Annotated in this window: 7 protein-coding genes; all 7 read right to left on the minus strand. The window is 36.3% G+C overall.

The window, feature by feature from the left end; genetic code table 11:
- Positions 1-6: 6 nt before the first annotated feature.
- The 7 genes from IE051_RS07210 to IE051_RS07240 all read right to left on the minus strand — a co-directional run bounded on the left by IE051_RS07210 (position 7) and on the right by IE051_RS07240 (position 12,736).
- Positions 7-1,506: a glycoside hydrolase family 30 protein gene (locus IE051_RS07210; RefSeq protein ID WP_189360115.1), complete on the minus strand. Its 1,500-nt coding sequence runs from the start codon at positions 1,504-1,506 to the stop codon at positions 7-9.
- 2 nt (positions 1,507-1,508) lie between these two features.
- Positions 1,509-2,516: a glycoside hydrolase family 2 TIM barrel-domain containing protein gene (locus IE051_RS07215; RefSeq protein WP_189360116.1), complete on the minus strand. Its 1,008-nt coding sequence runs from the start codon at positions 2,514-2,516 to the stop codon at positions 1,509-1,511.
- 15 nt (positions 2,517-2,531) lie between these two features.
- Complete coding sequence (locus tag IE051_RS07220; RefSeq protein WP_189360117.1) at positions 2,532-3,827, minus strand: glycosyl hydrolase family 17 protein; 1,296 nt, start codon at positions 3,825-3,827, stop codon at positions 2,532-2,534.
- A 33-nt stretch (positions 3,828-3,860) separates the two neighbouring features.
- Positions 3,861-5,675 carry a glycoside hydrolase family 3 protein gene (locus IE051_RS07225; protein ID WP_229796750.1) on the minus strand — a complete coding sequence of 605 codons (1,815 nt, stop codon included), beginning with the start codon at positions 5,673-5,675 and terminating at the stop codon, positions 3,861-3,863.
- 1 nt (position 5,676) lies between these two features.
- Entirely contained in the window at positions 5,677-9,135 is a 3,459-nt protein-coding gene (locus IE051_RS07230) for a 1,3-beta-D-glucan phosphorylase, GH149 family (RefSeq protein WP_189360118.1), read from the minus strand.
- Between the two features lie 39 nt (positions 9,136-9,174).
- Positions 9,175-10,707, minus strand: a complete 1,533-nt coding sequence (locus tag IE051_RS07235; RefSeq protein ID WP_189360119.1) for a sugar porter family MFS transporter — start codon at positions 10,705-10,707, stop codon at positions 9,175-9,177.
- A gap of 367 nt (positions 10,708-11,074) precedes the next feature.
- Positions 11,075-12,736, minus strand: a complete 1,662-nt coding sequence (locus IE051_RS07240) for a family 16 glycosylhydrolase (RefSeq protein ID WP_189360120.1) — start codon at positions 12,734-12,736, stop codon at positions 11,075-11,077.
- Between the last annotated feature and the right edge of the window lie 8 nt (positions 12,737-12,744).

Consider the following 12,744-nt stretch of genomic DNA (forward strand, 5'->3'; position numbering starts at 1 on the left):
TTTTAATTAGTTTGGAATCACAACAGTTTGAATTGCTTTAGCATCTATCGAAAATTCCATGGTGTTTTCATTTAATAATAGGTTAATACTTTTTGGGGTTTCTGTTTCATTATAAATCACAACAGCTATGGTGTTATCGGTGTTCTTAGCTGCGGTGACCATCAGGTCATTATCTGAATTTTCTAATGCTATAATTTGAGCCTCTGGCCGTATATATTTACTAAAATGCGCCATGGTATAGTATAAAGGTGTGAAATACACCTCATCCTTATCTGTATCAACAATGACAGGGGCTACACACCAGTTTTTAAACCAATTTGGCCCGCCTTGAATATCTAATACCATATTCCAATCTACCCAGCCGTCAACCCAATTATTCAAACACCCTATAATATCTCTGGCATATCGATTTACAGGTGCATACTTTGGGTGTAAATATTTATTCTCCTCCGTGGCCCAATCATAACCCCAATCCGTAGCTTCTTTTCTCCAGTACCAGGCATCATCTTGCCATTTTGGAACTTCAGAATCTACACATGCTTCCGTTTGAATTAATAATTTATCTGGCGCCTTATGGTGGGCGTCTTGCAATTCTTGTGGAAAAATTTCATAGGTGCTATCATACCAATGAATGGCTGTTCCATCAAAATATTTTGAAGAAGCCTCTGTTTTATACATAGAATCCACCCAATCTTTTAAATGTGCTCGGTTTTGGTCGAATCCTAAAATCTTAAGATCCCCTTTACCGTCTGCCTCAAGTTTTGGTCCCAAATGATTTTGCACAAAATTGGTCATCTCATCAGGGGTATAATGCATACTCTCCCAATTATTACCATTACCCATAGGTTCGTTTTCAACAGTAAAACCCCAAATATCTATGCCTTCAGCTTTGTAAGCATCTGCATATTTTGAAAAAAACAGCGCCCAGGTATCATAATATTCAGGAAGCAATTTGCCTCCAACCCAGCTGTTATTATCTTTCATCCATGGCGCGGCAGTCCATGGCGACCCAAATAACTTGAACCCATCTTCTGATACTACCATGGCATCCTTAATCATAGGTATTAAATCATCCTTATCTTCTTCAACACTAAAGTGTTCTAATGTTTTATCACCTTCAACTGGGGTATACGAATAGTTGGATAAAGAAAAATCACAAGAATTCATATGTGTTCTTGTTAATGAATATCGCGCACCGTCTTTAGCGAAATAGGCTTTTAAAATAGTATCTCTATTTCCTTTACTTAATTGGTTTAAAAGATGGGCTGAAGCTTCTGTAAAAGCACCACCAAAACCTGTGATTGTTTGCAGTGTTGACTCCGGTTTTAACACAATCGAAACAGCACTATCCGACCTTTTGAAATTAGTTACTTTACTAAGTTTATTACCTTTTTTAGAGGTTTCAAAAACTTCAAAACGCATCATATCACTTTTTTCTTTTTGTTTAATACAACTAGCGGATAAAAGAACCGCCAATATGAAAACTATATATACCCTCTTATTCATTGTTATTGGTTTAGTTGTTTATAATAGGATTTAATAATATCAAATGTTTCTTTCTTATTTCGGTCTATATCCACCATACCCCAATACTCCTCATTTGGTGTGCCATCATAGGGCACTCCGCTGCTATTTGGTGCCCATCCCCCCGGATCTTGAGTATCTAAATTTCCGGCCTTCCACCAACCATCGGTAAATGAAAACATAGTTACTCCAGAACAGATCTCTTGATTATTAAAAACACTTTCTAAAATATTAGCATTGGCGTCTGCTTGCGCTTTTTCATTAATCCCAGCTTCATAGCCAGCCTTGGCAATGGTCATATAGCTATCCCCTCCGGCCTCAGATAAATACATAGGCTTATCACTCCTTTCTTTCCAAGCTTCGAAGATATCTGTGGGGTCATCCCATCGATATACATTCATACCCCATACATCTATATTTGGTGAAGACTTCAATGCTAATTCATCGGGTAATTCGCCATGCGCTGTGGTTACTGGATGATTTGGATCATTTTCATGAACCAGTTTGGCAGCATCATTCATGGCTTGATACCAATTTTTTAAATCACCATCAAACCATTCGGGATGATAATTATATTCATTCCCCAATTCCCACATTAATATCACAGGATGATTCTTATATGTATTCACGTAATCAATAAAAGTTCCTGAAAGTATATCAAAATGTCCGCCTTGATTATATCCAAAACCTACTATTAGTTTTATACCTGCTTCTTCAATGGCATCAAGTACTTCTAGATTATCTATGGGTGCATATACACGAATGGTATTAATCCCAGCCTCTAGCATTAAATCTAAATCTTGGTTTAAATTCTCAAAACTTCTTTGCTCAGCTCCTTTAGCCACTGGGTGATAACATATTCCCTTAATAGTAAAAGGTGTATTATTTACCATAATTGAACGTCCAGACACTTCAACAGCATTTGTGTTATCAGCACCTTTACAGGATAATAAGCCAGTAATCATTAATAAAAGAAGTATTCTTTTCATCATAATTAATATTTATTCTTAATGTTGAGGCACTAAACCATATTCTGATGGTGGTACTAAAACATCATTTAAAAGTGACGCTTTGTCTCCGCCATATGTCTTTCTTATTTCTTGACCATCCCGAGTTAAACCATCAAAAAGGCCTTGATCTACCAATTCCCAGAGTCCATATTTAGCCTCTCCTTTGAGATTAATTAAACCAAAGTGGTTTTCAGATCCCAAACTATTTTTGGCATCTTTCCATTGCTCATCAAAAGCTTCAAAATAAAAGCAGGATACACCTTCCTTATTAGACCATTCTCGCATTAATTGATAATATCTGCCAGATTTATATTCATCTGCAGCCTTTGAACCAGAAACGCCATAATGACCATTAGAAACAGTCGCCCAGCCCGTTTCTCCAATATGGATGGGTTTATCGACACCAAGACTTTTCATATACTTTGAAACCTCATCATATTGATTGATAGCAAAATCTCTAGCCCTAATCATAGCGGATTCAATTTTTTCAATCTCAGACAAATGGTTTTCATCTTTCGGAGCTATCCAAAACGCAGGATTATAATGTGAATTATGCATAGGATATGTGTGCATTGATATATAATCAACAGACTTGATTAATGCCTCCAATTCAGGTGTATGATATGAAGGATCTCCCCCGCCCCAAGAAGCAAAATCATCTGAACTTGTAATCCAAAGGTCTTTGGGTAGTTTTCCAGAATTCTTCAAACCTTGCAAATGGTTTACCCACTTTAAAATAACATTAGGTCTAACAAAATAACTTGTTGCCCATCGAATCATAGCTTCATTACCTACCGCAATTATCTTTACTATATCTGGGTATTTGTTTGCTAAGGCTACAGCCCTGTCAATTTCGGCTTCATTATAATCAGCCTCTACCTCATGATTCACTGGCAAATCTGTCCAGGCATTTTGACAATCAATCCATGCACCTAACATCACATACATTTCGAAACTAGGGTCTTCCTTTTTAAGTTCACTAATTGCCTTTAATAAGTTTGAAGCATGCGGTAGCGGTATTTGTACATTATAAGTACGCAAAACCCTTATTCCCATAGCTGATAGGATTTTCATATCTTCCTTTAACTGGGGTATTGTTGGTTGAATTTCTCTAGACTTCTGCCTATATCCTCCGTAGGAAATAGCTTGGTAGTCTGGATTACCTAAAATATCTGCTGCCGTTATATGTTTTTCTTCAATCACTTTTTCATTTTGTTTTTTAACTTTATTTGCACATCCCAAGACTGCAATTAAAGCGGTTAGTAGACCTATTTTCTTTATATTAAAAATCATTGCATTCTAAATTTAATTTTCCCTATTGACTAACTAATATTTGAGTCCATATCCATATTCAAATAGTGGTTCTATTGAATCATCCCAAAAATTAGGTCCATAAAGGCCTTTATAATCATCTACAGATTTAGGCCAAGAATGCGGGAGTTTCCCCATGAAATTATAATCCCCATAAAGTACCTCTGCAATGCCATCACCTTCAGACCCTGGTAGCCATGCGGCTATAAAGGCATCAGCCTGTTCTAATGGTTCAGTAATGACTAAAGGTCGTCCTGAAATTAAAACCACTACAGTTTTGACACCGGCATCAGCATAAGTACTAATATAATTTTGATGTGCTTCACTCAAGGTTAGCTCAAAATTTGTAGTATCGTTGATATCCCCAAAAAATTCAGCATAAGGCTGCTCACCTACCACTATTAAGGCCACATCAGCATCAAAATGTGTTCCTGTTCCTTTTACATCATAAATAATTTCTGCCTGAGATTCTTTTTTTAAACCATCCAAAATTGTTGTGGCCCCAATATAATTTTTAGTCTCTCCTTGCCAAGAAATTGTCCATCCACCAGATTGAAGACCCGAGTTATTGGCATGTTCGCCAACAACAACTATTTTACTGTTCTTATCAATTGGCAAGGCGTTATTCTCGTTTTTCAGTAAAACGAGTGATTCCCGCACCAGCTGCTTTGCTATAGTCCTATGGGGAGCGCTACCAATTTTGGAAACTAAAGTTGAGTCAGGCAAAGGGTTTTCAAACAAACCTAACCTGTATTTCTGGCGTAATACCCGTTTTACGGCGTCATTAATGCGCTCAATTGAAACAAAACCAGTTTCCACACCTGTCTTTAAACCCTTTTGAAAAACGTCGAGATCACCATCAACCGCCATGACCATATCGATACCAGCGTTGATAATTTCATTCCGTCCATATCTGGAATACCCTTTCCAATCGGTTAATACAATACCTTCAAAACCCATTTTAGTTTTTAAAGTATCCGTTATCAACGCTTTGTGCGCATGCATAGGCTTATCCATTAGGGTATTAAAAGAGGCCATAACAGATCCCACACCGGAAGCCACCGCAATACGGTATGGCGGAAGTAAGCGTGCACTAATCTCTTGATTGGTAAGGGTTGTATTTCCGCCTTCAATACCATCATCCGTAGCACCGTCTCCAATAAAATGTTTGGCCGTAGCCAACACCGTAGTTTTATCAGCAAGTTGCCCTTGATGCCCACTTATAGAGACCAATGTCATTTCTTGCGTAAGCCCCGTATCCTCAGAAAAAGCCTCATAAACACGTCCCCATTTTTCGTTGTATGGGATAGCAATACAGGGTGAAAACACCCAATTAAACCCTGTTGCTTGAGCTTCAATCGCTGTTACTTGAGCGGCTTGTTTTACCAAACTCATATTTCTTGATGCCCCCAAACCAATATTATGCGGAAATATAGTCGCCCCCGGAAAAGTATTTTGACCATGAACGGCATCTACACCAATTAAGAGCGGAATACCCAAACGTGTGGATAAGGCTTCTTTTTGAAGTTCAACAAATCTAGCTTGCCAACCCAAGGCATCTTCTCCCGGTAAAGGGCCGTTGGTATGGATTACAGAGCCTATAAACTTAGTTACAACATCTCCTTTTTTAATATCATAAAAATGCCTTACCTGCGTCATCTGACCTATTTTCTCTTCTAAAGTCATTAAGCCCAACAAAGAATCTACTTTTCGCTCTATAACAATCGCAGGGTCATGTATTTTTGCAATCGAATTTTGACAACTCAAAAGCATAACAAATCCCATAGTGATAAAAACCAAACATGATGCTATGTTATGACGCTGGATCATTCTACTTTTTTACAGAAACAATTATTTGATTAATATCACCAGTCCTTTTAAACAACATAGCTGTAGTAGAGCTATCTAATTTCAATCCCTCAATTTCATTGTGACTACCATTATTGTTTATTATGATTACCCCCTCTAAATCAGATAGCTTGTAAATAATTGGTACTTGACAATAGGAGAAACAAAGCGTATCCTTTTCCAATGCTATACTATTTGACTGACCACTTATATCTGTATAATTGTATACCGATGGTTCTATAAGAAACTCTTTTCGTTGCAATAAGAATGGCTTAAATTGTAATACACCATCTTCTACAAAGACACCTAGTTCACCAAATCTGCTTAAAATATCTTCTTTAACCTGACCAGTCATTCCTGGTTGCTGTGCGCCTTTTGTAGCAGGCGTGTGAGAATAAGGATCTGTTGGAAAGGCTCCATATAGCTCTGGCGATTTATGCACACCAATACCGGCGTTTATTTCATAATAATGATCTAAGAGTCTCCCAATCACGGCATCCGATTCTTTATTTTTTATAGCAAGCAAACAATTCTCCTGTACTGCAAGTAAAAGTTTTGATACCATATGCCAGTAAATAGACCCTAGCCCTTCATAACCAAAGAAAGTACCAGATCGTCCGGTAAAAGATTTATGGTCAAAAACAGATTCAAACATATCAAGTAATGCATCTGTATCCTCATCTACTAAAGACTTATATGTATCTTTTGGCAAAGTATTTAAAGCCGCTTTGAGACTATCAGCATTATTAAAATTACCGTTAAAATGGTAATTACCTAAAACATCCTGCTCAATAATTAAGGTATTATTATCTCGAATTAACTGTTGTAGTAAAGCAGATTGCTCTACCTTATTGGCAGGAATATTATTCTTTTTATCAAATCGAGGTAATTCTTTATTTGGATACAATATGTAACTATATTGATCTTCTCTAAAGAGGGCGCTACCCTTAAGACCATCCAGTAAATCAAGAGCTTCTTTTGGAGACAAATACCCTGAACTTAATACCGCAACCTGACCTTCAAGCATTTCTGACAAGTAAGAAATTGAAATCTCTTTGTCATTCTCAACGGTCATCAAATTATAAGCATGATACATATTGTCGGCACGTTTATTAACTGTAATGGTATGCTGTAAAAATGATTGAGTTACTTCAATAAATTTTAAAATATCAGATGTATTTAATGATGTTTTACTTCCCGTAAATGCTGAAGAATAAATGGTGGCTCTATATGTACTTCCCGCTTCTCCTAAACCATCTAACACTAGTTTTCTATCTGCATTTGAAATTGGCCCAGATAAAATATTTTTATACTTATTTAAGACTCCAAATACGGTATTAAAGAATACCTCTAATTCCTCTGAAAGTTCAATAGTTTCTGAATCAGATTTTGATACTATGCTTTCGAAAAAGTTTAAAAAACGATTTAAATAATAAAGTGTCACCATAGACACCCCATTCCCTACTAATGCATTATTAGCATCGTTCCATTCTGGACGTTGTGTATTTAACCAAATACCGCCTTCAGGAATGAAATTTGACATTTTCGCCAAAACAGTCGCTAACAATTTCTCAATAAGATTTACTTTATAAATGGCGTTGTTCTGATCTCTTAACAAGGCACCATCTGCACCTATTTTAGCCCTGCTGACATTTATCTCTGCATCTAATTTATGATCAAAATCAATGGTGTCTTTAGGATTCTTTAAGGTATCTTGATAACTCTTTATTTTATAGGGCACATTAGCATAAACAAAAATATCTTGAGTAAATAAAGATACTAATCGATTAGGATAGTGATCTTCTATGAATTCTAAGAATTTTAATAAATAGATGATTTGATGATCACCCCAATAGCCAATATATGACCATGGATCATCTTCTTCTATAACTTCCCAATCGAAGCCATCTTTTGTTACGCGATAAGGATTATAACCTTCAAATGTGGTCGCATTCAAAAATTTATGAATCATACTTTCAATAAACTCCGGATAAGAGTGCGCAAGTGCTTCCCAATTCTGGAAAATATCGCGCCAATTCCCTTCATAATCTAAAATTTTAGATCCGTCTATTTCACTTCTGGTATTTATAGAAAACTTATTCCAAGGCCTACTTGGATCACCATGACGTCTACTAAATTTTAAAGGCAAATATTCTAGGCATAGCCTTTTAAAATCTTTATCAGTATCCTTTAACGCTATGTCTTGTATATGACTAAAAGTAAACCTATTGGGCAAATTCTCTAAAGACTTCATTTTGCTTTCAAAAACATCTTTATTAGCCTTAGAAATATAAGTTAGAAAGTCATCCTTCTCTATGAAATAATCATGATCAAAAATACCTCCACGCATTATATTGAATAACGTGTTTGCAAAATGTCTTGTATTTATTAGCGAATCAGCTGTAAGTTGCAACCCATCTGAAGCACCTGACAATTGCACAAGATTTTTTGTTCCGGCTTCAATATCCTGTTCCAACATTTCAGCTAATGTATTTTCATTCTTAATCAATTCAGCGATAGAAACCACATCTGATATAGACTGATTCACATTGGCTACAAACTTCCACTGCTCTGAGGCTTGAGGCTTAAGATTAAGAATTGAAGACATAAAATATGCTCCTTTTTCGGCCTTTACATCATCTTCCGGTGTTAGGGACTTCCCTAACCTAAAGTTATCTAACTGCAAGGAAGAAACTAAATAGGTAGGTTTATCCATCCCTAAAGACCAAACAACATTGGACTTTAACGCTTCACTTGGTTCTGCTTTATCAACAATTATGGCGCTAAGCGCAAATACACCTACCCCTGAATCTGATAACAATTCACTTTTCTTGTAGGCATCTACTAAATTACTTCTACTATTTTGCAAATCGGTAGTAACTCCTGAAGGCAATATATTTTGTAAACCATCTAAAACGGTCACCTCTACCTTTTCATTGTTATTATTAATGAGCGTGGAACTTTTAACAAAACCAAATCGATTACTTGAGCTCCATTTATATCTAAAAGTTAAGCCTAGGTTCTCGTTAATTTCTTCAAATACTACCTTATTTCCATACGTATTTTTATAAAGATTTCTACGTGTTTGATAAAGTCCCATTTGCCGCTGTGAAAATGGCTCCCATATCTTAATTTCACCATCAACATGGACCTGAAAAATAGTTTTACTACCGGTAATATCCGCCGACTCTGTTATTTTATCGTCCGTATAATAGGGAAACAAAGAAGACTCACTGTTTTTTCTACCTGCCGTTAACCCGCCATTACTGGATATAAACATCCAATGATTTGAATCACTTACGATGCTCATAAAAAATGGACGCATGGCATCACTATTCGAAATTTTGTAAAAATTCTCATTATCGAAAGTCACCTGTTCTCCCCTAACATGTATATCACCTGATGCCATTTCTCTAGTTTTATTTATTGTTGTTTGATTCATTTTTTTCTAAATTATCATTACTAACTTTTAAAGTTTTAATCAACTTTTCACTAATAACTCTTCTACTTCTTCAAGTGTTTTTCCTTTTGTTTCAATAACAAATTTGTAAACAAATAAAACAGCACAGAACGATAAGATTCCATAAATAGCAAAAGTGATTGTTGGTCCTAAATTTGACAATTCCCATGGAAATACTTGAGTAACTGAAAAACTTATTAATGAGTTAAAAAAACCAACTACCGAAATAGCGATTCCTTTAATTGAACTTGGAAATATTTCTGATATTAGCGTCCACATTACGGGACCTAAGGATATGGCAAAAGAAGCCACATAAAGCAAAATGGCCATTAAAACTAAAGAAGCATTTATATCAATAAAATTTGTAATCTCGTTCCTTTTGAAGTCTAAAAATGCGGCATCATCCAGTTTCAATTGCACGGCAGAGAAAAGCTCTGCCTGATTGTCAAAAGTTCTACCTTCTAATTCAGTCAATGCTTCCTTTATTTCAGGATTACTAACTTTACTTAACGTTTCCCTATTGAAATGGTAGGTTGCATTTTTGAAGGCAAACGTTGCCATTAATAAGGCAATTGTCATTGAAATTGTACCAATTAACAATAGCGGTTTTCTTCCTAATCTATCAATTAACCAAATAGCTACAAGAGTAAAAACTAAATTTGTAAGACCTACAACAATAGCTTGTAAAAATGATGAATCCGTGCTACCTCCGGCTTGTTCAAAAATGGTAGGTGCGTAGTAAAAGATTGCATTAATACCGGTAATTTGTTGAAAAAAAGCAATACCCAAAGCAATTATCATTATGGTGGCATATTTGCTCTTAAAGATGTCTGAAAACTTTCCTTTAGTTTCCTTTTTAGAAGTACTTCGTTTAATTTCTTCAAGTGTTATATTGGCATAATCATCACCGCCAATTTTTGTTAAAGTTTCAAATGCTAAAGCCTCCTTATTCCTTCTAACGACCAACCACCTTGGACTTCTAGGCACCGCAAATAATGAAATCAAATATATTAGTGCCGGAATGGCCTCTACACCTAACATCCATCGCCAACTATCGTTCTCCAATTGCACCAAAAAGTAGTTTGAAAAATAAGCCACTGATATTCCAATTACAATATTTAATTGGTTAAAAGACACCAGACTTCCTCTTAATTTGGGTGGCGCAATTTCAGCAATGTAAATTGGAGCAATTAAAATAGCACCTCCAATACCAACACCACCAATTATTCTGGCAATGATAAACTCAAAATATCCTGTAGCCAATGCAGACCAGGTTGCAGAGACCGAAAACAAAAGTGCAACAAAAATGAGCACTTTTTTTCTACCAAAACGGTCACTCATTGGTCCAGCCAATAAATTTCCCGCCATGGCTCCAAAAATGACACAACCAACGGCAAACCCAAGCATCTCATCTGTCATTTCAAAATAGACAGTAATGCCCTTTATAGCCCCTGAAATAACAGCACTATCAAAACCTAATAAAAACCCACCTAAAGCTACAATTAGACTTATTAGTATGGTATAAGGTTTATTTAATTTGATATTATCCTGCATATTTTTGGTTGTTTCTAAACAAAAGATTGAATTGAACGCTAAATCTTTTAATTCAAGCTGTTATTAATGCCTTGATTATACTGTTCAGAATATGCTCTTAGCTATACTTAATGAACACTATACTTATCTTAACCTGTTTTTCGTTTCTGCTTTAACTGATTGATATATCAGATCAGTTAAAACAAGACATACTAAACTAAAATGTCGATATAAGCCTGTGTTTAAATTAATTGTAATCGCGATTCAAACTATTCCAAAACCATAATGACACAACTCTGAGATTAGAGCTTCTGTTTATTAATCTAACTGGTCATAAAAAAAAGGGTCGGCCGTTAGAAAAACCGACCCTTTTCACAATCTATTTATACTATTGGTATACTCTTATATAATCTATCTCAAAAGTGTCCTGAGTAAAATTAGGATCAACTGTTCCACCAAGACTTCCTCCCATAGCGAGATTTAATATCATAAACATATCTGCGTTATATGGAATTTCTGAGTTATTATCATATGAGAAAAAGAATTCATCATCCACTGACATTTTAATAGTCTCTGCAGTCCACTCAACCGTATAGTTATGGAACTCAGAAGTGGCATCTTCTACATCAATTCTACCAACAATGGCCTCACCTCCCGAGTTACCTGGGAAATGTAAGGCGCCAGAAGTTTCACTTTTATTCTGTCCGGTTTGCTCCATGATGTCAATTTCACCACAATTTGGCCATCCTACTTCAGTGAAGTTAGCTCCTAGCATCCAGATTGCCGGCCAAGTACCCTGAGAGACTGGTAACTTAGCACGACATTCTATTTTCCCATACGTATACTCTTGAAGCCCTTCTGTTTTTATTCTTGCAGAGGTATACCCGCCATTGCCATCAGCAATAGCCGTAATTTTAAGCATACCGTTTTCAATTACAACATTCTCTGGGTTGTTGGTATAGGTTTGTAATTCTTGATTACCCCAGCCACCTGCACCTAGGTCGTAAGTCCAATTAGCTGCATTTGGCGCACCATCTGTATCAAATTCATCTGACCATACAAGATCTTCAAAACCGCCTTCTGATTCATTAGGGTTTTGTGTTTGGAATGTACAATACCAAACCAAGCCCGGATCTACACCATCAACAACTCTAACATAAAGCGTGCTGTTGGTAATTGTAATGATTTCAAACAAACTGTTAATACAGTACCAGCTCATAAAGCCACCATCTGACAAAAAGATACTAGTTCCTCTATAACTTGGATCTTGAGCATCTTCAGTAGCTATAGAAGAGGATGGAATTAATGCTACACTACTTTCAATTCCTAATGCCGGAGCAACATCACTACCATGACAGGTATCGCCATCAACGCCTAAAGCACCAGCAACTGTTCCAGGAACATAAGCTTGACCAACTACTTGTTGAAACGTTAAATTACCATCAGCATCCTGAGTAAACACTAACTCAGCGTCATACATACATAATTTATCTGGATGAAAAGGGTCAGAGTTAAAGAAGGTAGGGAAGGTATGATCTCCTGGGTTTGGAGAATCTTTCACATTACTTCCTAAAGCAATATTTGAAGGCTTATCGGCCGCCCAGTACCAGGTTTTGCTATTTCCAGAACCACCACTTAAAAAGTCCTTGGCCTCGATATCTTCAAAATCGCTGCGTACAGTTACATTCATTGTTGTGCTAGATTGTACACCACCTGTACCAACGGCATTTACAACAACTGTGTACGTATTAACCCCTACACTTGTAAAACGATGTGTTACCTTACCTGTTTGATTGGTTTCAGTAAAACCATCGCCAAAATCAAACTTATAGGCTAGAGCTCCACTGGCAGTGGCAACAATATTTACCAAGCCACTTCCATCGCCATCTGCATCAGTACAATCTTCACAGATTATTTCGGCAGTAAGGGTCACATTGGTTGGTATTTTAACCGCCCCAAACGTTTGATCATCATCCTGACAACCTGTAAAAATCATTGCCAGAGCTAGGAATAAACCTAAGCCATAATATTTATACTTTATATTTCTCATAATTTATT

This window comes from Algibacter mikhailovii (genome assembly GCF_014651495.1).
GTDB classification, from domain to species: domain Bacteria; phylum Bacteroidota; class Bacteroidia; order Flavobacteriales; family Flavobacteriaceae; genus Algibacter_E; species Algibacter_E mikhailovii.

Excerpts from the sequence above, each read along its gene's own strand:
- IE051_RS07210 (WP_189360115.1), bottom strand. The coding sequence starts at position 1,506 with ATGAATAAGAGGGTATATATAGTTTTCATATTGGCGGTTCTTTTATCC.
- IE051_RS07215 (WP_189360116.1), bottom strand. The coding sequence starts at position 2,516 with ATGATGAAAAGAATACTTCTTTTATTAATGATTACTGGCTTATTATCC.
- IE051_RS07220 (WP_189360117.1), bottom strand. The coding sequence starts at position 3,827 with ATGATTTTTAATATAAAGAAAATAGGTCTACTAACCGCTTTAATTGCA.
- IE051_RS07225 (WP_229796750.1), bottom strand. The coding sequence starts at position 5,675 with ATGATCCAGCGTCATAACATAGCATCATGTTTGGTTTTTATCACTATG.
- IE051_RS07230 (WP_189360118.1), bottom strand. The coding sequence starts at position 9,135 with ATGAATCAAACAACAATAAATAAAACTAGAGAAATGGCATCAGGTGAT.
- IE051_RS07235 (WP_189360119.1), bottom strand. The coding sequence starts at position 10,707 with ATGCAGGATAATATCAAATTAAATAAACCTTATACCATACTAATAAGT.
- IE051_RS07240 (WP_189360120.1), bottom strand. The coding sequence starts at position 12,736 with ATGAGAAATATAAAGTATAAATATTATGGCTTAGGTTTATTCCTAGCT.